The organism is Nocardioides panzhihuensis (assembly GCF_013408335.1).
Classification (GTDB): Bacteria; Actinomycetota; Actinomycetes; order Propionibacteriales; family Nocardioidaceae; genus Nocardioides; species Nocardioides panzhihuensis.
In genome coordinates this window covers 5,787,743-5,809,231 of record NZ_JACBZR010000001.1, presented here as the reverse complement: position 1 = coordinate 5,809,231, position 21,489 = coordinate 5,787,743, and the positions used below count along the sequence as shown (strand labels likewise).

The following is a 21,489-nucleotide window of genomic DNA, read 5'->3' as shown; positions in this document are numbered from 1 at the left end:
GCCCTTGAGCGAGACACCGGACCCGCTCCACCTGGCCGAATACACGCCGATGGCGTCGGCCGCCCTCACCGACGCCGAGCGCTGGCCCGGCCTGTCGACCGCCGGCGCGGCTCGGCTGGCCGCGGCGGACGGCCATCCCGCCGCGCCGGTCTGGCGACACCGGGTCGGCCACCGGCTCACGCCCGCCGAGCAGGAGGCGGCCCGGGCCCAGCTCCCGCTCCCGGGCTGGCTGGAGCGGCACCTGGCCGTGGCGCGGTCGCTCCCTGCGTACCGACGTCACCGGGGGCCGCTCGCGACGCTCCGCGACTTTCCGCTGATCACCCGGCAGAACCTGGTCGACGACATCGGCGGTTTCGTGCCGCTGGACGCCGACTACGGGCGGATGCTGCACGGCACCTCCTCGGGGAGCACCGGGGCGGCGCTGGTGATGCCTGACGATCCGGACGAGCTGGCGCGCGGGTTCCACTGGCTGCGCGACCTGGTCGCCGGCCTGACCGGCGACTGGGCGCCGGATCCGGCCCGCTTCGCCGTGGTGCAGGTCGTGTGGCAGCGCCAGGCGTTCACGTACGTCTCGGTCGCTCCCGGCTTCGGCGAGAGCCTGGTGGCGCGGGTGAACCTGCACCCCGGGGAGTGGGCGCGCGAGGACCAGCGGGCGTTTCTGCGGGACGCCGACCCGCAGGTGGTCTCCGGCCATCCCACGTCCCTGGAGCATCTCCTCGACCTGCGCGAGGTCGTACGCCCGATCGCGATCGTCTCGTCCGCGATGGCCCTGAGCGCGACTCTGCGCGCCGACCTGACGCGCACCTTCGAGTGCCCCGTGCTGGACGTCTACGGCCTGCACGAGACCCGTCCGGTGGCGGTCAGCACGGACGGCGGCCCGTTCGTCGTCGCCGATCGGCGGGTGCACGTGGAGGTCCTCGGCCCTGACGGCATCGCGCTCCCCGAGGGCGAGATCGGCGAGATCGCCGTCACCGCGGGCGAGAACGCCTTCCTTCCGCTGACCCGTTACCGCACCGGCGACACCGGCCGCCTGGTCCGCGTCGACGGCCACCTCGCGATCGACGCGCTCGAGGGGCGCGAGGCCACCGTCTTCACCTCGCCGACCGGAGCCCTGATCCCCTCCGTCGACCTCACCCAGCATCTCCAGGACGCCGGCGCACGCGGCTGGTCCGTCGAGCAGGCCGCCGACGGTGCCGTCGTCGCGACCATCGCCGGCGGCGACGCCGGCACGGTCGCCGCGCGCCTCGGCGCCCTGCTCAGCCGCGACGTCACCGTCCGCCGCGTCGAGACCCTCGCCGACCTGGGCGAGGGCAAGCCCAGGCGTTATCGGTCGGCTGTCCCTCGAGGTGGCATCACGCCTCCTGGTTGATCCACTCCATCACCGGGCCGTCGGATCGGTCAGGGGGCGAGCCGCTCCGTACGCCAGCCGTCGCCCTCACGGCGGTAGACGAGCCGGTCGTGCATCCGCCCCGGTCGCCCCTGCCAGAACTCCACCCTCGTCGGCTCGACGCGGTAGCCGCCCCACTCCTCCGGCACCGGGACCGGCCTGCCCTCGAACTCCGCCTCGACCTGGTCGTACGCCGCCTGCAGCTCCTCGCGCCCGGAGACGACTCGGCTCTGGTGGGAGGCGTGGGCGCCGAGCTGCGAGCCACGCGGCCGCTGCGTGAAGTAGGCCTCGACGTCTGCCCGGGGGAGCTCGCGGGCGAACCCGTCGATGCGTACCTGCCGTTCCAACGGATGCCACGGGAAGAGCACCGCGCAGCGCGGGTCGGCGGCGAGGTCCTCACCCTTCCGCGAGGCGGTGTTGGTGAAGAAGGTGAAGCCGCCGGCCGAGAATCCCTTCAGCAGGACGGTCCGCGACGAGGGCGCACCGTCGGCCGAGACGGTCGAGACCACCATCGCGTTCGGCTCGACGATGCCCGCGTCACGAGCCTCGGCGTACCACCTCTCGAACATCAGGAACGGGTCGGTCGCGAGGTCGTCCTCGTGCAGCCCGCTGCGGGTGTAGTTCTCTCTTGCTGCCGCCAGCTCAGCCGCCAGATCCATGCCGTCGAGCCTATCTTCTGTACGCGTGGGGCAGAATGCGGACGACACTAGGAGAATTGGAGAAGGCAGTGAGCCAGGTACAGCACGGTCTCGAGGGCGTCGTGGCTTTCGAGACCCAGATCGCAGAGCCCGACAAAGAGGGTTCGGCCCTCCGTTATCGCGGGGTCGACATCGAGGACATCGTCGGGCGGGTGCCGTTCGAGAACGTCTGGGGTCTGCTGATCGACGGCTCATACGGTCCGGGCCTGCCGCCCGCCGAGGCCTACAACCTGCCGGTGCACACCGGTGACGTGCGCGTCGACGTCCAGGCCGCCATCCCGATGCTCGCGCCCGCCTTCGGGTTCGGGCAGACCTACGACATCTCCGACGAGCAGGCCCGCGAGGACCTCGCCCGCGTTGCCGTCATGGTCCTCTCGTACGCCGGCCAGTCGGCCCGCGACATCCACCTGCCGATCGTTCCGCAGCGCGAGGTCGACAATGGCAAGACCCTCGCCGAGCGCTTCCTGATCCGCTGGCGCGGCGAGGCCGACCCCGCCCACGCGCACGCCATCGACGCCTACTGGTCCTCGGCCGCCGAGCACGGCATGAACGCCTCCACCTTCACCGCCCGGGTGATCACCTCCACCGGCGCCGACGTGGCCGCGGCCTTCTCCGGCGCGATCGGTGCGATGAGCGGCCCGCTGCACGGCGGCGCGCCCTCGCGCGTGCTCGGCATGATCGAGGACGTCGAGAAGTCCGGCGACGCCTCCGCGTACGTGAAGGGCCTGCTCGACTCCGGCGAGCGGCTGATGGGCTTCGGCCACCGCGTCTACCGCGCCGAGGACCCGCGTGCGCGGGTGCTGCGCCGCACCGCCCGCGAGCTCAACGCGCCCCGCTACGAGGTCGCCCAGGCCCTGGAGAAGGCGGCGCTGGAGGAGCTGCGAGCCCGCCGCCCCGACCGTGTCCTGGAGACCAACGTCGAGTTCTGGGCAGCGATCGTGCTCGACTTCGCCCAGATCCCGGCAAACATGTTCACCTCGATGTTCACCTGCGCCCGCACCGGTGGCTGGTCCGCTCACATCCTGGAGCAGAAGAGGACCGGCCGGTTGATCCGCCCGAGCGCCATCTACACCGGCCCCGAACCCCGCTCCGCCGACGCGGTCGAGGGCTGGAAGGCCGACTGGGCGAAGTGACGTGCCCTGGCCCGGGCGACTCAGCGAAGCCCGGGCCTCGACGTGTCCGGCCGCCCGGCAGGCGACGTGGTCGGGCGTGTTGCAGGACCGAGGGTGACCGAGGCGCGCGATCAGCCTCGGTTCCGCCGGAAGACTGTCTCGACCTCCTCGAGCGCTCGCGCCAGCGCGTCCGACATCTCGGCGGTCTCGAATGCCTCGGCGGACAGCTCGCCGCCGGCCTCGACATCGTCCAGAACCAGCCGCACGGCACGCTGGACGAAGTCGGCCACGCTGTCGACTGCGCCGTCAGCGATGAGCTCGTTGATCGTCTCGAGGTCGGGCGCCGACAGGGTGATCACGATCTCCTGAGCATCTGCCATGACGCAGAGACTACGCCGCCGGGAGCCGCCGCACCCGTCGCACAACCTCCTCAGAGCCTGATCGCGGCGCCGGTGACCCGCACCCGCGGGTCGCCGGCGCGCAGGTCGACCTCCAGCAGAGACGGGCGGCCCATGTCGTGCCCCTGGTGGAGGGTGAGGCTCGCCTCCTCAGGGACCAGGGCCAGCTCCCGGGCGTAGGCACCGAAGGCCGCGGCCGCGGCTCCGGTCGCGGCGTCCTCGACCACGCCGCCGACCGGGAACGGGTCGCGGACGTGGAACACGGTCGGCGACTCCCGCCACACCAGTTGCACCGTCGTCAGATCGACCCGCTCCATCAGCCGGAGCAGCCGGTCGAAGTCGTAGTCCAGCTCCGCCAGACGCTCGCGGGTGGCTGCTGCCAGAACCAGGTGACGTACGCCCGCGAAGGCGATCCTGGGTGGCAGCTCGGCATCGAGCTCGTCATTCCGCCAGCCGAGCGCCGCGAGAGCCTCCGCGACATCTGCCGGGTCCACGTCATGCACCCGGGGCTCGACGCTGGTGAGAGTGGCCTTCAGGACGCCGTCGTCGCTGCGTACCGTGACGGGGACGTGGCCGGCTGCGGTGTGGAAGTCGAAGTCGCCCACGCCGAGGTGCTCGCCGAGTGCCACGGCCGTGGCCACCGTGGCGTGACCGCAGAAGCTCACCTCCGCCTTGGGGCTGAAGAACCGCAGCGTGAACGACCGGGCGTCGTCCGGGTTCGGTCCGGGAGCCAGGAAAGCAGACTCCGAGTAGCCGAGCTCGGCGGCGATCGCCACCATCTGCCCGTCGTCGAGGGCGGACGCGTCGAGGATGACGCCGGCTCCGTTGCCGCCGCTCGGGCTGGTGGTGAACGCGGAGTAGTACAGGACCTCGGTCATGCCTTTGATCATCCGCCTCGTGGACTTCGACGAACGAATTTTCGTTCGGCCGGCTCAGAGCGTCTTGGCCATGCAGCGGACGAGCTCGTCGTCCTTGTAGAAGCCGAACGGCTCGACGAGGGTGTAGCCCTGCGCCGCGTAGAGCCCGATGGCCTCGTGCTGGAGGCCGCCGGTGGTCAGCACCATGACCTCGAAACCGGCCTCACGCGCGGAGGCCTCGACGTGGGCGAGGATCCGCTTCGCGAGGCCCATCCCCTGTGCCTCGGGGACGACGTACATCCGCTTGATCTCCGCGGTCACGTCGGTCCCCATGACCCGCTCGCCGGAGCGCCGCCAGGCGCCGGAGGCGACCGGGACCTCGTCGAGGTACGCGACGAAGTAGGCGCCCGCGGGTGACTCGAACATCTCCGGCACCGTCGGGTCGTAGTCGGGCTCGCCGTAACGTTCGACGTAGAACTCCTGCACCCGGTCGACCAGCTTCTGCGCATCCGGGTGGTCGTAGGAAACCCGGCGAATCTCAAGAGTCACGTCGGTATTCTGGCCGATGCCCGCGTCTTGCGAGAATGGGGTCATGACGCTGCAGATCCCCGCCGACCTCCTGCCCGCCGACGGACGTTTCGGCTCCGGGCCGTCCAAGGTGCCCGCAGGCCGCTTGGAGGCGCTCGCCGCGACCGGGGTGTCGGTGATGGGGACCTCCCACCGGCAGCAGCCGGTGAAGGATCTCGTCCGCCGCGTCCAGACCGGGCTGGCCGACCTGTTCTCACTGCCCGAAGGCTACGAGGTCGTCATCGGCAACGGTGGATCGGTGGCGTTCTTCGACCTGACGACGTACGCCCTGGTGCGTGAGCGCAGCCAGCATGCCGTCTTCGGGGCGTTCGGCAAGAAGTTCCTCTCCGCCGCCAAGGCCGCGCCGTGGCTGGCCGACCCGTCGGTGATCTCGGCTGATCCGGGCTCCCTGGGCGTGCCGACGCACGCGGACGACGTCGATGTTTACGCCTGGACACATAACGAGACCTCGACGGGCGTGATGGCCCCGGTCGCGCGCCCCGCGGGAGCCGGGACGGACCAGCTCACCATCGTCGACGCGACCTCGGCCGCCGGCGGCCTGCCGCTCGACGTGACCCAGAGCGACGTCTACTACTTCGCGCCGCAGAAGTCGTTCGCCTCCGACGGTGGCCTGTGGCTGGCGCTGCTCTCCCCCGCCGCGATCGCGCGAGCGGAGGAGATCTCGGCCAGCGGTCGGCACATCCCGTCGTTCTTCTCGCTGACCGAGGCGATCAAGCAGTCCCGCAGCGGCCAGACGGTCAACACCCCCGCGGTCGCGACGCTCTTCCTGATGGCCGAGCAGCTCGACTGGATGAACTCCTCCGGCGGGCTGGACGCGATGGTCGCGCGTACGACCGCCTCCTCCGACGCGCTCTACGCATGGGCCGAGAAGGCGCCGTACGTCCGACCGTTCGTGGAGGAGCCCAGCCATCGCTCCCTGGTCGTCGGCACCGTCGAGCTCGACGCCGGCATCGACAAGGACGAGCTGCGCCGCGTGCTCGCCGAGAACGGCGTCGTCGACCTCGACGCCTACCGCGGCGTCGGCACCAACCAGCTCCGGGTCGCGATGTACCCGTCGGTCGACGCCGCCGACATCGAGGCCCTCACCGCCTGCATCGACTGGGTCGTCGACCGCCTCTGACTAGAGCTGCCCCGACTCACTTCCGCTTGCGCAGCAGGAAGTACGCCGCGACAGCGACCGCCACCAGGGCGATCGGGCCGGTGGAACCGCCGTCGCCCCCACCGTCGCCCTCGCTCGCCGGCTCGGCCTCGTCCGGGGTCGGGTCGGCGGTCGGGTCGGCGGTCGAGGACGGCTCCTCCCCGAGCACCTCGCCCACCAGCTCGGGGTCGACTCTGATCACCTCGGCCCGGATGCCCTCGCTGGTGACGACGACGTCGCCCTTCCGCGTGACGCCGATGGCCTCGCCCTGCTCCTGGTCAGGGGTCCGGAACGAGCCGACCCGGTCCATGGACGGCCAGTCGTAGATCGTGGCGGAGTAGTAGCCGCGTACGACCAGATGCTCCCCGTCGGGGAAGAAGGCGCCGTCGGTGGCCATCGGGATGACCGGGGCGACCTCCTTCAACCGGTTGGGGCGGTCCGGGTCGAGCCGCCTCGGCACGGCGTAGAGGCTTCCGCCTCCCCAGTCCTTCGTGGCGACGAAGACCCGCCCGTCCGGATGCGCCAGCAGAGACTCGGCGTTGTGCGGGCCGTCGGGATAGACGAGCTCGTAGACGGTCGGCGAGACCGTACGTTCGCCCCGCCCGACCCGCACCTTCGCGATCCTGATCGAGTCCCAGACGCTGTTGTTGTCCCCGATGTCCCCGACCCAGACGCGGTTGCCGCCCGCTGGAGCCAGCCCTTCGACGTCCACCGGGTCGTCAGCCCAGTGGGTCACCCCGACCGTGTCACCGCGGGAGTCGACGGTGAAGACCCGTCCGCTGTCGCCGGAGTCGTTGGTGGTGGCGTACAGACCGTCTCCGAGCGGTGTCAGCGCGCTGGCCTCGCTGATCGTCGGGTCGGAGAAGGCGAAGAGCACGTCGTCGCCGGCGGCGTTCGCGGGCACGGACGAGATCAGCACCAGCCCGAGCGCGCCTGCGGCGGCGGCGACCGCCTTCATCACTTGGAGAGCAGCTCGCCGAGCTTCGGACGTACGCCCCACTCGGCCACGAGCTCGTCGTACTCCTTCTTCACCGAACCGCCCTTGACCGGCGATCCGGTGCGGATCGCACGGAGCATGGTGTTGCGCGGGGTGTGCTGGCTCTCGACGAACTGCACCACGTCGACCCGGTAGCCGGACAGCCGCAGCAGGCTCGCGCGCAGAGCGTCGGTCAAGGTGTCGGCGAAACGCTCGCGGAGGATGCCGTGTCGGGTGAGCATCGAGTAGGGCGCCGGGGTCGGGGCCTTGCGCAGCTGGGCGGCGATGTCGTGGTGACAGCACGGCGCGGCCAGCACCAGCGGCGCCTCCCACTCGACCGCACGAGCCAGGGCGTCGTCGGTGGCGGTGTCGCAGGCGTGCAGCGCGAGCACCACGTCGGGCTTCTCGGTCAGCTGTACGCCGTCGATCGTCCCGGCCACGAACTCAGCAGCGACTCCCAGCTCCGCGGCGATCTTGGTGTTGTGCTCGCGCGACTGCTCCTTGACGTCGACGCCGGTGACGACGACGGGCAGCTCGCGGACCTCGGTGAGGTAGCGCTGGGCCGCGAAGGTCAGGTAGCCGTTGCCGGCGCCCAGGTCGATGATCCGCAGCGGCTCCTCAGCGGTCGGCCTGCGGACCTTCCCGGACTTCATCGCGTCGCTCAGGGCCGCGTCGAGCTGGCGCAGGAACTCCTCGACCTGGCGGTACTTCGCCTGCCGCGACGGCTTCAGGTTGCCGTCCTTGTCCGAGAGGCCGAGGACCCGGAAGACCGGGTCGGACTCAGGCAGCAGCCGCTCCTTGGGCTGGTCATGGCCGCGTTCGGCCTCGACCGGCGCGGTCAGCTCGGTGGTCGAGACCAGCGCCGTGGTCGGCGTCTTGGCCTGGATCTGGATCTGCTCGGACGCGGTCGTCACGATCCAGTTGGCGAACGGCACGTCGAGCAGGTCGTCGAGCGCTGACGGGTCACCGACAGGGTGGTTCGCAGTGAACGCCTGCGTGGCGTCGTACGTCGTGATCTGCAGATGACGCCCGGCCTTCAGGTCGACGTAGCGGATCTCGGCGCGCCGCCATTCCGGCGTGGTGCCACGCTGCTTGCCCGACGCGACCGCCTTGACCAGCAGCGAAGGATCGAGGATCACCGACCGCATCCGGTTCAACGCCCGCAGCAGCGGCTCGGACTCCCTGCTCAACTCAGCACCCCGGCAACGACGACCAGCAGCAGAAGGGCGACCAGCGCTCCGGGAATGATCAGTCGGCGGTAACGCGGGTTCACCGCTTCAGTCTAGGCGTGGCCGGGCGCCAACACCCATCCACGACCGCGCTGATGGAGATCGACACGTACGTCCGGGGTGCCTGCGAACGTGTAACACGTCGTTCGTAGGACTATCCGGTCGTTCCGATAGGGCGAGTAGTCCTACGAACAGCGTGTTACACGTCCTGGAGCCCGCCGCCGACTCAGACCTTCGAGGCGAAGAGCTCAGCGAGGTGCATGGCGGGCACCGAGGCGAGGTCGTCGAGCTGGACGCGGCACGACATCCCGTCGGCCAGGACGATCGCGTCGGGCTGGGACCGGACGGCGGGCAGCAGATACGTCTCGGCGACCGCAACCGAGACCTCGTAGTGGCCCTCTTCGACCCCGAAGTTGCCGGCGAGGCCGCAGCAGCCGGAGACCCGGGTGACTTTCGCACCGGCCTGAGTCAGCAGCGCCTCGTCGTCGACCCAGCCGAGGACGGCGTGCTGGTGGCAGTGCGGCTGCGCGACCACCTCGACGCCGGTCAGGTCGGGCAGCGATGCCCGGCCTTCGCCGACCAGCCGCTTCACCAGCTCGGCGAAGGTGAGCATCCCGTCACGTACGACCTCGGCCTCGGGCAGCGCAGAGAGCTCCACGGAGTCGGACCGCAGCGTCGCGGTGCACGACGGCTCCAGCCCGACGACCGGCACGCCGGAGGAGACATAGGGAGCCAGCGTACGAACCGTCTTCTCCATGATCTTCCGCGCGTCGTCGAGCTGGCCGGTGGTGATCCAGGTGAGGCCGCAGCAGGCCTTCTCGCCGATCACGCGCACGGTCAGGCCCTGGGACTCCAGCCACTTGATCGCACCATGACCCGACTGCGCGAAGAAGTGGTCGGTGAACGAGTCGGCCCAGATCCACACATCCGGGGTCTCCGGAAGCTTCGCCGTCGGCGCCGACCTCTTCAGCGTCTTGGCCGCGAACGCCGGGATCGAGCGCCGCTGGTCGATGCCGGCGGTCTTCTTGGCGATCTTGGCCAGCGGCGAGATCTTCAGCGACGCGTTGGCCATGCCAGTGAACGGCGCCGCGAGCCGCGCCCACCTCGGCAGCTGTCCGAGAAGAGCATGCGACCGTGGCCGCCGCTCCCCGAGGACATCGTGCCTCTGGTAGAGCGCCTCCGACTTGTACGTCGCCATGTCGATCCCCGTGGGACAGTCGGACGCGCACCCCTTGCAGGCCAGGCACAGGTCGAGCGCCTCACCCACCGCGGGGTCGGCGAGCCCGTCGACGAGCGAGCCGTCGAGCGCCTCCTGCAGCACCCGAGCACGCCCACGAGTGGAGTCCTTCTCCTCGCGGGTGGCGAGGTAGGAGGGGCACATCACTCCGGCGGTCTTCGGGGCGACGCACTTGCCGACGCCGGTGCAGCGGTGCACGGCAGCACCCAGGTCACCGGAGTCGTGGATCAGCCGCAGGCTGGTCCGCGGGAGGGCGCGTGGCCGCACCGGACGCAGGTCGGCGGTGATCGACGCGGGCCGCACGATGTTGCCCGGGTTGAGCAGGTCCGAGGGATCGCAGATGCCCTTGACCTGCTCGAAGAGATCGATCGAGGTCGAGTCGTACATGATCGGCAGCAGCTCCGAGCGGACCCGGCCGTCGCCGTGCTCTCCCGACAGCGAGCCGCCGTAGGTCACCAGTCGGGTGGCGCACGCCGTCATGAACTCCCGGAACACCTGCGCCGACTCCGGCGCGTCCGGCGCGAAGGGGAAGTCGATGCGGCAGTGGATGCAGCCGTCTCCGAAGTGGCCGTAGGGGTAGCCGTGCAGGCCGAACGACTCCAGGATCTCCTCGAAGTCCCGCAGCCACGCACCGAGATGCTCCGGCGGGACGGCCGCGTCCTCCCAGCCCGAGTGGGCGGGCGTCGGCAGCGAGACCCCGGCCAGCCCGGCGCCGTCCTCGCGGATCCGCCACAGCGCGGCCGCTTCGAGGGGATCGACGACCACCCGCGACTCGAGCGCCCCCGACGCCGAGGCAATACGTTGCACCAGGTCAGGCGCGTCCTCTCCGGCGACCTCGACCATCAGCCAGCCGGCCCCCTTGGGGAGATCCGGCACCGGGCGACCCTTGGCGCGCACCAGGCCGGCGATCCGCGCGTCCATCCCCTCGCAGGCGATCAGCCGCCCGGGCGCCACCGCCAACAGAGCGGGCACCGCGTCGGCCGCCTCCGCCATCGTCGGATAGCCGAGCACCAGCAGCAGCCGTCCGGGCGAGTCCTCGACGAGCCGTACCGTCGTCTCCAGGATGGTCGCCAGCGTGCCCTCGGACCCGGCCAGGAACCGGTCGACCCGGCCGCCGCGCTCCGGCAGCAGGTGCTCGAGCGAGTAGCCCGAGACCTGGCGCCCGAAGCGACCGAACTCGGTCCGTACGTGCCCGAGGTTGGCGCCGACGAGCGCCTGCAGCTTCTCCGCCGTCTCCCCGGTCGACACACCGTCGGCATAGACGGCCTGCTCGCCGTTGCCGAAGAGCACGCTCAGCGCCTCGATGTTGTCGACGGTGCGGCCGTAGCCCAGCGCGCGGTTGCCGCAGGCGTTGTTGCCGATCATCCCGCCGATGGTGCAGCGGGTGTGTGTGGACGGGTCGGGCCCGAAGCGCAACCCGTGCGGCGCCGCGGCCCGCTGCAGGTCGGCATGGATGACGCCCGGATCGATCCGCGCCGTCCGCGCCTCGGGGTCGATCTCGTAGATGGTGCGCAGGTCTCGGGTGTCCACGACGATGCCGGTGCCGACGGCGTTGCCGGCGATCGAGGTGCCTGCGCCGCGCATCGTCACCGGGGCTCCCACGAAGCGCGCCACCGAGTGCACCCCGAGCAGCTCGTCGCGTGACTGCGGCCGCACCACGACCGAGGGCACGACCCGGTAGAGGCTCGCGTCGCTGGAGTAGAGCGCCCGGGCCAGCGGCGAGTCGTCGACCCGGCTGATCCCCTGGTTGCGCAGCTCATTCGCCAGATCCGAGGCAGTCGCATTCACGCGCACATTGTCACAGACCCTCGCGTCGTCGACGCCGGATGCCCACGCGGGTGATCACAACCGACACCGATCTCATTGGTCGATGTCAAACGCTCATAGGATGGGCCGACCCGCGAGCGGCGGGCCCCCTCACACCTCGGAGAGAGACCATGTCCGACACCCCCACCCCGGCCAACCCGCGCTCGCGCGTGCTCGTCGCCAGTCTCGTCGGGACGACGATCGAGTTCTACGACTTCTATGTATACGCGACCGCAGCCGTCCTCGTCTTCCCGGCTCTCTTCTTCCCGGCCGGGGACCCGACCACCGCCCTCCTGGCGAGCTTCGCCGTCTTCGGCGCCGCGATGGTCGCCCGTCCGATCGGCGCGATCTTCTTCGGTCATCTCGGTGACCGCCTCGGCCGCAAGACGACCCTGGTGATCTCGCTGCTCACCATGGGCATCGCGACCTTCCTGATCGGCACCCTCCCCACGTACGAGACCGTCGGCTGGGTCGCCACCGCGCTGCTCGTGCTGATGCGCCTGGCCCAGGGCTTCGCGCTGGGCGGCGAGTGGAGCGGTGCGGCCCTGGTCGCGACCGAGAACGCCCCGGAGGGCAAGCGCGCCATCTACGGTACGTTCCCGCAGCTCGGCGCGCCGCTGGGCTTCATCCTCGCCAACGGCCTCTTCCTGGCCATCGCAGCGCTGCTCTCCGCCGAGGGTGCCGACCCGACCAGGCCTTCGGACGCCTTCCTGGAATGGGGCTGGCGCGTGCCGTTCCTCTTCTCCGCCGTCATGGTCGTCGTCGGCCTGTGGGTCCGGCTGCGCCTGGTCGAGAGCGACGTGTTCACCAAGAGCCAGGACGCCGGCCTGGTCCGCAAGATCCCGCTGGCCTCGGTGGTGCGCAACCAGGGCAAGCAGCTGGTCCTCGGCACCTTCTTCATGCTGGCGACCTACGTCCTCTTCTACCTGATGACCGCGTTCTCGCTGTCGTTCGGCACCGCCGCCGAAGACCTTGCGGTCCCCGGCCTGGGCTACGGCTACACGACCTTCGTGCTGATGCTGATCTTCGGTGTGGTCTTCTTCGGCATCTTCACCATGGTCTCCGGCCCGCTGGCCGAGAAGTTCGGCCGCCGCCGGCTGCTGATCGCGGTCACCCTCGGGATCATCGTCTTCGGCCTGTCCTGGGTGCCGCTGGTCAACGCGGGCACCGTCGGCGTCGTCCTCTGGCTCGTCCTCGGCTTCTCCCTGATGGGCCTGACCTTCGGACCGATGGGCGCGCTGCTGCCCGAGCTGTTCCCGACCAGCGTGCGCTACACCGGCTCGGGCATCTCCTACAACGTCGCCTCGATCCTCGGCGCCGCGGTCGCGCCGTTCATCGCGGTCGCGCTGTGGAAGCAGGCCGACGGCTCCCCCGTCCTGGTCGGCGTCTACCTCTCCGTGATGGCGGTGATCACCCTGATCTCGCTGCTGATCGGCAAGGAGACCAGGGACATCGCGCTCGAGGAGACTCCGGAGAAGGCCACCGCCTGAAGGGCTAACGTGGCGGGGTGACCGTCAGGATCCTCTCCGCCACGGACGTACGCAGCATCTTCACGCCCCGCCTCGCGCTGGAGTCCCAGCGCGAGGCGTTCACCCGACTGGGAGCCGGGGAGGCCGTCCAGCCTCCCCGGCTCCTCGTCCCAGGGCCCGATGCGTCGGTCTCGTTCTGCTACTCGTCCCGGATCGCTCCCGACGCCGCCGCAGTGAGCAAGTTCGGCAGCGTCAACCCGGCCAACGCCGCTCGCGATCTCGGTGCCGTGCACTCGGTCATCACGGTTCTCGACCCCGAGACCGGCGCACCACGAGCGATCATCAACGGCGACAGCGTCACCGGCCTGCGCACCTCTGCCGCGACCACCCTCGCCATGCAGCAGGTCGCGCCCGGTGCCGGGAGCATCCTCGTCGTCGGCACCGGCGCTCAGGCCCGCGCCCACCTCGACGCCTTCGCGGTGACCCATCCCGACGCCGAGCTCCAGATCTACGGCCGCAACCGGGCTGCCGCCGCCGAGATCGCCGGATCTCACGGCGCCACCGCGAAGCACGATCTGGAACCAGCCGTACGAGGCGCCGACATCGTCGTCCTCTGCACCTCGTCCCTCACCCCGGTCATCGAGGACGCGTGGGTCACCGACGGCACCACCGTGGCCAGCGTCGGCTCCTTCGCCCCCGACCGCGTCGAGCTCCCGCCATCGCTTCTGGGACGCTCCACGGTGCTCGTCGACTATCACCCGTCCGCCATGACCGACTCCGGCCCGGTCGTCGACGCCATCGCCTCGGGGTCGGTCACCCCCGACCGGGTCACCGACCTCGGCGCGCTCCTGACCGGCGCCGTCTCGCTGGACCGCGCCCCGACGGACGTCCTCGTCTATCTCTCCGTAGGCGTCGGAGTCCAGGACGCCGCCGCAGCAGAGATGATCCTGGCCGTCGCCGAGGCGCGAGACGCAGGCACCCAGGCCCAGCTCGCCTGACCCACCCCACCCCGAAAGGTCAGTTCTCGACCGCGAAGAGTCGATCTTCGACGGCGAGGAGTCGCTTTCTGCCCGCGAGAGGTCGGTTTCCGACCCGCCGCGTCAGCGCGACATCAGGAATCGACCTCTCGTACGCAGAAAGCGACCTCTCGGCGCCAGATACCGACTACTCGGCGCCAGATTCTGACTTCTCGGCGGCTAGGGCTGCGGCTACCACGTCGAGGAGGGGGAGATCCGCTAGGTCGGCGCGGGTCACCCAACGGACGTCGTCGGTGGTGCCGTCCTGCTCGACCACCCGGGGCTCGGCGCCATCGGGAACGGAGGCGGCGAAGATGAGGTGGACGCCGTGGAACTCCTCGTGGCGGCCGTTGGGGGCGGTGCCGACGACATTGACGTCGTGTACGTCGACCAGCTCACCGACCTCGCAGGTGAGACCGCACTCCTCGGTCACCTCGCGCTCGAGTGCCTTACGCGGATGCTCGCCGAAGTCGAGCCCGCCGCCCGGGAGCGTCCAGGAACCCGAGTGATAGCCACGCGGCGAGATCCGGGTGAGCAGCACAGCGCCGTCCACGGGACGGGTGATGAAGGCGTACGCAGCCAGCCGCTGGTTGCGCGTCGGCGCGTGCATGTCGAGGGCATCGGTGACCAACGGAGACGTCGGGATCTCTCCGCTCGTCACAGCGGCCAGCGGCAACCAAGCCGCCTCAGCAGTGGAGCCGTCGACCTCCATCGTCTGCGGAGCGGGAGCGTCGTGGGGCACCCAGCCGTCGTAGACGATCCGGATGGCGTGGGAGTTGACCCGCCGGCCCAGCCGCCAGGCCTTGGCCTGGTGAACGGAGTAGACCCGCGCGTCGGCGCCGATCTCGACCGGAACCCCCGCCTCCTCGTAGACCTCGCGCACGACCGCGTCGCGCGGGTCCTCGCCGTGGTCGATGCCTCCGCCGGGCAGCGTCCACCGCTCCTCCGGCGTCACCTTCTCCGAGAGCCGGCTGAGCAGGATCTCGGGCTCCATGCCAGCGCCGGCACGGATGATGACGGCGTACGCCCCCACCCGCTGCACCTTCGGAAGCTTGCGTCGCCGCCCACCGCGGCTCCGGTTTCGCGTCGCCATCAGCTGAACGGGGGTCGGGAGTCGAGAGCCAGCGAGCGGCGACCGGCCCAGCGCCACACCTTGGCGGCTCGGTCGCGGTCCTCGTCGGTGACCAGGTTGCCCATCCACCGCAGGGCCAGCGTCATCAGCCAGTCGGAGCGCATCCCCACAGGTCCGAGGGTCGACACCAAGCGCGGGCGGGTCGCGATCCCGGCCAGACGGCGGGCGACGGAGAACGCCTCCCCGTAGTGCTCACGCAGGGTCGCCGGCCATGCGGTGGCCAGGTCCTCCCCGGCGATGAGAGCGTCGGCGACCATCCGTCCTGTCTCCAGGCCGTAGTCGATCCCCTCGCCGTTGAGCGGGTTCACACATCCGGCGGCATCGCCGATCAGCGCCCAGTTGGCACCGGCGACGCCGGAGACCGCACCGCCCATGGGCAGCAGCGCGGACTTCTCCGCCCGCAGCTCGCCCTGGAGCCCGAACTCTTCGCGGCACTGCTCGGTGTAGTGCCTCATCAGCGGCTTGATCGCGATCTCCGCGGGCCGCTTGGAGGTGGCCAGCGCACCCGCGCCGATGTTCACCTCGCCCGAGCCCAGCGGGAAGATCCAGCCATACCCCGGCAGCGCCTCACCGGACTCGTCACGCAGCTCGAGGTGGGAGGAGATCCACTCGTCATCGGCCTGGTCGGAGGCGATGTAGGCCCGCCCGGCGACGCCGTAGACGGTGTCGCGGTGCCACTCCCGCCCCAGCACCTTGCCGAGCGGCGAGCGTACGCCGTCAGCGACCACGACCGACCGGCAGGCGACCTCGTGTCCGCCCTCGAAGACGACCGCAGCGATCCGCTCGCCGTCCCACCGCACGTCGACCGCCCGCACGCCGTCCACCGCCGTCGCGCCGGACTTGATCGCCACGGTGCGCAGGTGATCGTCGAGCTCGGTGCGCGGCACCGCCGACCCCCAGGACGGCAGGGTGCCGCCGGGCCAGGGCAGGTGCAGCGTCTGGCCGAACCCATGGGCCCGCAGCCCCTTCGAGACCGGGTGCGCACGCAGCCAGTCCTCCAGTCCGAGCCGGACCAGCTCGTAGGTCGCGCGCGGAGTCAGCCCGTCGCCGCAGGTCTTGTCACGCGGGAAGACGGCCGCGTCGGTCAGCAGGACATCGACCCCGGCGCGCGCCAGCCAGGCCGCCGCGGCCGAGCCCGCAGGCCCTGCCCCCACGACGAGCACATCAGCTGACTGCGGGAGGGACGAGGTCATGCGCATATCTTCCCAGAACCGGCCAACGGACCACGAACCCTCACCTCAGCCCGAGCCGAACCCCTGCTAGGTTATTGCAAGTTCTTTGCATTAGATCGTCGCAGCGAGCCCGGAAGGCCCCCACGTGCACGACCCTCTCGGCGTACACCGCCGTCGCCGGCGCGCGACCATTTGGCTCCTGGGCCTCCTCGCGGCCACCGTGGCGACGATCGTCGTCGCGGTCGGGCTCGGCGCTGCGTACGTCACTCCGGGGACGGTCGCCCAGATCCTCGGCCACCACCTCCTCGGCGTCCCCGAGGCCGGCTGGAAGGCCACCGAGGAGGCGATCGTGTGGAAGGTACGCCTCCCCCGCGTGCTCCTCGGCGCCCTGGTCGGAGCCGGCCTGGCCATCACCGGCATGGCGCTGCAGGCGATGGTCCGCAACATGCTCGCCGACCCCTATCTGCTCGGGATCAACTCCGGTGCCTCCAGCGGCGCGGCGGCGGCGATCCTCTTCGGCGCGGGCACCGGGCTGGGGGCGTACGCCCTGCCGGGCTCCGCGTTCGTCGGCGCCCTCGCGGCGTCCTTCCTGGTGTTCGCCCTCGCGCGCAGCGGCGGCCGGGTCACCTCGTTGCGCCTGCTGCTCTCCGGTGTCGCGGTCGGCTACCTCCTCTACGGCCTGACCAGCTTCCTGATCTTCGCCTCCGGCTCGGCCGAAGGCGCGCGGTCGGTGATGTTCTGGCTGCTCGGCTCCCTCGGCCTGGCTCAGTGGAACGGCCTGCTCGCCGTGGTGGCGATCGCGGTGCTCGCCACCACGCTCCTGCTGACCCTGTCCGGGCGTGGTCTCGACGCGCTGGCGATCGGCGACGAGACCGCCCACACCCTCGGCATCTCCCCCGACCGCTTCCGCACCCTGCTGCTGATCGTCGTGGCGCTGACCGTCGGCGTGGTCGTCTCGGCCGCCGGGAGCATCGGCTTCGTCGGCCTGGTCGTGCCGCACCTGGCTCGTCGCGCCGTCGGCTCCGCCCACGCCGTGGCCATCCCAGCGGCCGCCCTCATGGGCGCGATCCTGCTGGTCTGGGCCGACGTGCTCGCCCGCGTCCTCCTCCAACCCCAGGAGATCCCGATCGGGATCGTCACCGCGCTCCTGGGCGCCCCGTTCCTCATCGTCCTGATCCGGCGCTTCTCGGCGCGCGACGTCTGACCATCACCCATCACCAGGAGCCCCGACATGATCCGTCCCATGATCGCCACCGCCGCGCTCGTGCTGGCCACGACCACCGCGTGCGGCGCCGGTGCAGACGCGGCCGGCGACGAGGCCGCCGTGGACGGTTTCCCGGTCACCATCGACAACTGCGGCGTCGAGGTCAGCCTCGACGCCCCACCGGAGCGCGTCGTCATGCTGAAGAGCGCCGCGGTGCCCTACCTGCACGCTCTCGGCGTGATGGACCGGGTCGTGGCCCGAGCCGGCGACTATCCGGACGACTACTACGACGCCGAGACCCAGGCCGAGCTCGACGACATCCCGCTGCTCACCGACGAGATGGACACGAGCGGTCACCTGCAGATCTCCAAGGAGATCGTGATCGGGGAGGAGCCCGACCTGGTTCTCGGCGAGGTCGAGAACCTGTCCCGAGACACTCTCGACGCCGTCGACATCAAGCTCCTCGAGGAGCCCGCGATGTGTGCCGAGGGCGTCGCAGACCCCGGCTTCGACGACGTCTACAGCCAGCTGGAGACCTACGGCAAGGTCTTCGACCGCGAGGACGAAGCCACCAAGGCCGTGGCTGACCTGCGTGAACGCGTCACCGACCTGGAGGCGAAGAAGGTCGGCGAAGGACGTACGGCGGCGGTTCTCTACCCCACCGTCGGCGGCGGCGTGACCTATGCCTACGGGACCAGGTCGATGGCCCACCCGCAGCTGGAGGCGGCCGGGTTCGAGGACGTCTTCGCCGACGTCGACGAGCGTGTCTTCGAGGTCTCGACCGAGGATCTCCTCGAGCGCGACCCCGACGTGATCATCCTGCTCCACAACACCGGTGACCCGAAAGAGGTCGAGGAGTCGGTCACCCAGCTCGCCGGCGCCGAGGATCTCACCGCGGTCAGGAACGGCGACGTGATGGCGCAGCTGTTCAACTTCACCGAGCCTCCCTCGGCGCTCTCGGTCGACGGCCTGGAGCGCATCATCGACAGGTTCGGCAAGTGATCGAGGCCGAGGGCCTGTCCTGGACGTACGGCACCACGACCATCCTCGAGGACGTCGACGTCGCCTCCCACGAGGGTCGGGTCCTGGGTCTGATCGGGCCAAACGGAAGCGGCAAGACCACACTGCTCCGGCTGCTCTACGGAGCTCTTCGCGCCAGCGGCACCGTCGAGATCGACGGCGACGAGCTCACCGGGCTCCCCGCGAAGGAGGTCGCCCGCCGGCTGGCCGTCGTCGTCCAGGAGTCCGGCAGCGACACAACCCTGACCGCCGGCGAGATGGTGCTGCTGGGACGTACGCCGCACCTGTCCGCATTCGCCAGGGCCGGTGGACACGACCTGAAGATCGCCGCGGAGTGCCTCGAGCGCGTCGGCGGGACCCACCTCGGTCCACGCTCCTTCGCCGCCCTCTCCGGCGGCGAGCGGCAGCGGGTGCTCATCGCCCGGGCGCTGGCCCAGGAGGCGACCCATCTGCTCCTCGACGAGCCGACCAACCACCTCGACATCCGCTACCAGCACGAGATCCTCTCCCTGGTGCGAAAGCTCGGGACGACGGCGATCGTCGTGCTCCACGACCTCAACCTGGCGGCCCGCTACTGCGACGACTTGGTGCTGCTCGACCGGCGCGGCGTCGCTGCACGGGGCACGGTCGACGAGGTTCTCCGCCCCGAGATCCTGGAGCCGGTCTACGGCATCGACGTCGAGCGGCTCGAGCTGCGCGAGGAGATCCATCTCCTCTTCCACTCGTTGAGCTGACCTCAGACCTCCGGGTGGGCCTCGACCCTGGTCTCCGGCGCGGTCTCGTCGTCCGGGTCGACACCGGGAAGATGCGCCTCCCAGAGCTCGACATCCATCACGTAGAGCCGCAATGACGCCTCCCCGCACAGCTCCTCGGGCCTGAACGCCCGGGCCGTCCCGACCAGTCGGCGAAACGCCACCTGGCAACGCTTCTCGAGCTCGAAGTCGGGCACCTGGCGGGCCATCCCGGTGACGTACGCCGCACTCGCCCCGGAACCCGGCGGCACCGAGGAGTCGAAGATGACCCCGGCAACGCGCGGGTCGCGGAGGATGTTGCGGGAGTGCTGGGCGTCGGGCGCCGATACCCAGTAGATGGCCCGGTAGCCGTCGTGCGAGAAGTAGACCGGCGACGTACGCGGCCGCCCGTCGGGGTCCGAGGTCGCCAGCACCAGGTAGGCGACGTCGTCGAGGATTCCACGGACGTGTCTGTCCAGATCAGCTGCCATACTCGCGAGGGTAGGCGACTTCGCCCGCGCTGCGCGCGGTCAATCTCGCTCGGGCTGGCTCAGACTCGCTCTGCCCCGCTCAGGCCGGCTCAGCTGCGACCTTCGTATGCGCGCGGCAGCTTGTACCCGTGCTGCGCCAGCACGTCGCGGAGCACGTCCGGCTTGTCGGTGATCAGTCCGTCGATGCCGAGGCCGATCAGGTGCTCCATCGTGGCGACGTCGTCGACCGTCCACGGCACGACCGCCATCCCGCGGGCGTGGGCCGCATCGACCAGCTCCTGGGTCGTGAACGGCACGTAGCCCGGGTCGGACACCGAGCCGCCCTGCGGATCCCCGTGAACCGGCGAGACCGCATCCGCCCCGAACGAGTCCGCGGCCGCGACGTACCGCTCCTGCAGCGATCCGTCGAAGTCGTCGATGTCGATCCCGCCCAGCCACGGCGAGGCGCCCGGCACTCCCTGCTGGAGGAACTGCTGTCCGTTGGTCAGCGCGACGATCGGCAGCCGCGGCTCGACCTCCCGGACCCGCTTCAGCGCACCCCAGTCGAAGCTCTGGATGGTGACCTGGTTACGAATGTGCGCCCGCCTGATCTCGGCCAGGACGACGCGTACGAACTGCTCGCGCGGCGCAGTCTGCTCCGGCGCCCCTGCCTCGACCTTCGTCTCCACATTCAGCTTGACCTGGCCGGCGTGGTAGCTGTTGACCAGCGCGAACACCTCCGAGAGCAACGGTATCCGCTCCCCCGGCGACAACTCCTGGCCGGGGAACTGTGGCTGTCGCAGCGACCCACAGTCGATCGTGCGCACCTGGGCGAGCGTGAGGTCCTTGATATAGGTCCGGCTCGGGACGTACGGGAACTCGGGGTCGCCGGAGAAGGCCGGCTCGGTGTCGACGCACTTGGCCGGGTTCGGGTCCCGGTCGTGCGTCACGACCGCGTAGCCGTCCTCGGTGATCTGCACGTCGAGCTCGAGGGTGCTGACTCCCAGCTCGAGCGCCCGCGCGAAGGCGGGCAACGTGTTCTCCACCGTCATCGCAATCCCACCGCGATGCGCCTGGAGGTCGAAGGTACGAGGATCGTTCCCGGCGTACGCCGGTGTGACGGCCGCACTCGCCAGGAGCGCGACGGACACGAGGATGCCTGCTCGGACACGTCTCATGCCCGACAGGATCCCACGGGCGGATGGCCGCTAGTGGAACGCGCGATGAGACAGGAGCGACACGTTCTTGTCCGCGCAACCGGTCGTCTCGTGACGGACGAACTGGGAGTCGTAGGAGTCGGGCACGTAGACCCGGAACCCGTCCACGTTGGCCGGCTTGCATTTCGAAGCCGGATAGTTCTCGGCCGTCGACTCCGCGACCGCGCTCACCGCCACCTGGCCGGGCTTCATCATCACCGTGCGCCACTGGCCCTTGCGGGCCGCCGGCGCACCGATCTGGGTGCCGTCGTCGCCGCCGACGTACGAGAGCCCGCCGAAACCACCCAGGGCACAGGCGCGATCGGAGACGTTGGTCAGCGTGATCTCGCCGAACCGCGACCCCGCGCCCGCGTCGGTCGCACGATAGCCGGCCTTCAGGTCGGCGTTGGTGCACTTCGGGGTCGACGGGTCTGCCGCCGCAGGCTCAGAAAGAGCAGATGACTCAGATGACTCAGTCCTCACCGGCGAACCCCCCGTGGTCGCCGGTGAGGACTGAGACGGGGACGGTGAGCTGCTCGCCGGGGTGGGATCCGCGGTCCCGGAGGCAGATTGTGGCGAGTCGACCGCCCCATCGTTTGTCGACCCGCAACCTCCCGCCGCGAGCACGCCGAGGATCCCGACTCCGACCACCA

At 70.4% G+C, this 21,489-nt stretch carries 20 protein-coding genes; 8 read left to right on the top strand and 12 right to left on the bottom strand.

The annotated features are described in order from the left end of the window. Positions 1–4 precede the first annotated feature (4 nt). Positions 5–1,369 (top strand): phenylacetate--CoA ligase family protein, encoded by a 1,365-nt coding sequence (locus BJ988_RS27470; RefSeq protein ID WP_179660996.1) that lies wholly within the window; start codon positions 5–7, stop codon positions 1,367–1,369. Positions 1,370–1,398: 29 nt separating this feature from the next. Here the strand turns inward: BJ988_RS27470 and pdxH are convergent, their stop codons facing one another. Beyond that, positions 1,399–2,046 carry a pyridoxamine 5'-phosphate oxidase gene (gene pdxH / locus BJ988_RS27465; protein ID WP_179660995.1) on the bottom strand — a complete coding sequence of 216 codons (648 nt, stop codon included), beginning with the start codon at positions 2,044–2,046 and terminating at the stop codon, positions 1,399–1,401. 68 nt (positions 2,047–2,114) lie between these two features. On the opposite strand from pdxH, the gene BJ988_RS27460 reads away from it, so the two are divergent. Next, positions 2,115–3,218, top strand: a complete 1,104-nt coding sequence (locus BJ988_RS27460) for a citrate synthase 2 (protein ID WP_425490894.1) — start codon at positions 2,115–2,117, stop codon at positions 3,216–3,218. Between the two features lie 110 nt (positions 3,219–3,328). On the opposite strand, the gene BJ988_RS27455 is transcribed toward BJ988_RS27460, so the two are convergent. Genes BJ988_RS27455 through BJ988_RS27445 form a run of 3 tightly spaced genes read right to left on the bottom strand, consistent with a single transcriptional unit; the run spans position 3,329 to position 5,001 of the window. Further along, positions 3,329–3,577, bottom strand: coding sequence for a hypothetical protein (locus BJ988_RS27455; RefSeq protein ID WP_179660993.1), 249 nt, complete (start codon positions 3,575–3,577; stop codon positions 3,329–3,331). A 50-nt stretch (positions 3,578–3,627) separates the two neighbouring features. Then, on the bottom strand, positions 3,628–4,473 hold the full coding sequence (locus BJ988_RS27450) for a PhzF family phenazine biosynthesis protein (RefSeq protein ID WP_179660992.1): 846 nt from the start codon (positions 4,471–4,473) through the stop codon (positions 3,628–3,630). A gap of 54 nt (positions 4,474–4,527) precedes the next feature. Beyond that, the gene (locus tag BJ988_RS27445; RefSeq protein WP_179660991.1) at positions 4,528–5,001 is read right to left on the bottom strand and encodes a GNAT family N-acetyltransferase; all 474 of its coding nucleotides are present in this window, start codon (positions 4,999–5,001) and stop codon (positions 4,528–4,530) included. A gap of 43 nt (positions 5,002–5,044) precedes the next feature. Here BJ988_RS27445 and serC point away from each other — a divergent pair, with 43 nt between their 5' ends. After that, positions 5,045–6,160, top strand: a complete 1,116-nt coding sequence (gene serC, locus BJ988_RS27440) for a phosphoserine transaminase (protein ID WP_179660990.1) — start codon at positions 5,045–5,047, stop codon at positions 6,158–6,160. A gap of 16 nt (positions 6,161–6,176) precedes the next feature. Here the strand turns inward: serC and BJ988_RS27435 are convergent, their stop codons facing one another. From BJ988_RS27435 to BJ988_RS27425, 3 genes are all read right to left on the bottom strand, one after another. After that, entirely contained in the window at positions 6,177–7,136 is a 960-nt protein-coding gene (locus BJ988_RS27435; RefSeq protein WP_179660989.1) for a hypothetical protein, read from the bottom strand. Then, a complete protein-coding gene (locus tag BJ988_RS27430; RefSeq protein ID WP_246321591.1) occupies positions 7,136–8,344 on the bottom strand; it encodes a class I SAM-dependent methyltransferase in 1,209 nt (402 codons plus the stop codon). The genes BJ988_RS27435 and BJ988_RS27430 overlap by 1 nt, the downstream gene beginning before the upstream one ends. A gap of 265 nt (positions 8,345–8,609) precedes the next feature. Further along, positions 8,610–11,408 (bottom strand): FAD-linked oxidase C-terminal domain-containing protein, encoded by a 2,799-nt coding sequence (locus tag BJ988_RS27425; protein ID WP_179660988.1) that lies wholly within the window; start codon positions 11,406–11,408, stop codon positions 8,610–8,612. A gap of 149 nt (positions 11,409–11,557) precedes the next feature. Here BJ988_RS27425 and BJ988_RS27420 point away from each other — a divergent pair, with 149 nt between their 5' ends. Both BJ988_RS27420 and BJ988_RS27415 read left to right on the top strand, forming a co-directional pair. Beyond that, a complete protein-coding gene (locus BJ988_RS27420; RefSeq protein WP_179660987.1) occupies positions 11,558–12,916 on the top strand; it encodes an MFS transporter in 1,359 nt (452 codons plus the stop codon). A gap of 17 nt (positions 12,917–12,933) precedes the next feature. Continuing rightward, complete coding sequence (locus BJ988_RS27415) at positions 12,934–13,893, top strand: ornithine cyclodeaminase family protein (RefSeq protein ID WP_179660986.1); 960 nt, start codon at positions 12,934–12,936, stop codon at positions 13,891–13,893. Between the two features lie 166 nt (positions 13,894–14,059). Here the strand turns inward: BJ988_RS27415 and BJ988_RS27410 are convergent, their stop codons facing one another. Continuing rightward, complete coding sequence (locus tag BJ988_RS27410; protein WP_218861142.1) at positions 14,060–15,004, bottom strand: NUDIX domain-containing protein; 945 nt, start codon at positions 15,002–15,004, stop codon at positions 14,060–14,062. Beyond that, positions 15,004–16,236 (bottom strand): geranylgeranyl reductase family protein, encoded by a 1,233-nt coding sequence (locus BJ988_RS27405; protein WP_179660985.1) that lies wholly within the window; start codon positions 16,234–16,236, stop codon positions 15,004–15,006. Before BJ988_RS27405 ends, BJ988_RS27410 begins: the two co-directional genes overlap by 1 nt. A gap of 124 nt (positions 16,237–16,360) precedes the next feature. Here BJ988_RS27405 and BJ988_RS27400 point away from each other — a divergent pair, with 124 nt between their 5' ends. Genes BJ988_RS27400 through BJ988_RS27390 form a run of 3 tightly spaced genes read left to right on the top strand, consistent with a single transcriptional unit; the run spans position 16,361 to position 19,173 of the window. Beyond that, on the top strand, positions 16,361–17,419 hold the full coding sequence (locus BJ988_RS27400; protein ID WP_218861140.1) for an iron chelate uptake ABC transporter family permease subunit: 1,059 nt from the start codon (positions 16,361–16,363) through the stop codon (positions 17,417–17,419). Between the two features lie 27 nt (positions 17,420–17,446). Then, positions 17,447–18,421, top strand: coding sequence for an ABC transporter substrate-binding protein (locus BJ988_RS27395; RefSeq protein ID WP_179660984.1), 975 nt, complete (start codon positions 17,447–17,449; stop codon positions 18,419–18,421). After that, a complete protein-coding gene (locus tag BJ988_RS27390) occupies positions 18,418–19,173 on the top strand; it encodes an ATP-binding cassette domain-containing protein (protein WP_179660983.1) in 756 nt (251 codons plus the stop codon). Before BJ988_RS27395 ends, BJ988_RS27390 begins: the two co-directional genes overlap by 4 nt. Before the next feature lie 2 nt (positions 19,174–19,175). On the opposite strand, the gene BJ988_RS27385 is transcribed toward BJ988_RS27390, so the two are convergent. The 3 genes from BJ988_RS27385 to BJ988_RS27375 form a co-directional block, all read right to left on the bottom strand. Further along, positions 19,176–19,661 carry a pyridoxamine 5'-phosphate oxidase family protein gene (locus BJ988_RS27385; protein ID WP_179660982.1) on the bottom strand — a complete coding sequence of 162 codons (486 nt, stop codon included), beginning with the start codon at positions 19,659–19,661 and terminating at the stop codon, positions 19,176–19,178. A gap of 89 nt (positions 19,662–19,750) precedes the next feature. Continuing rightward, complete coding sequence (locus BJ988_RS27380) at positions 19,751–20,818, bottom strand: glycerophosphodiester phosphodiesterase family protein (RefSeq protein WP_179660981.1); 1,068 nt, start codon at positions 20,816–20,818, stop codon at positions 19,751–19,753. A gap of 30 nt (positions 20,819–20,848) precedes the next feature. After that, positions 20,849–21,319, bottom strand: a complete 471-nt coding sequence (locus tag BJ988_RS27375) for a DUF4232 domain-containing protein (RefSeq protein ID WP_179660980.1) — start codon at positions 21,317–21,319, stop codon at positions 20,849–20,851. Positions 21,320–21,489 lie beyond the last annotated feature (170 nt).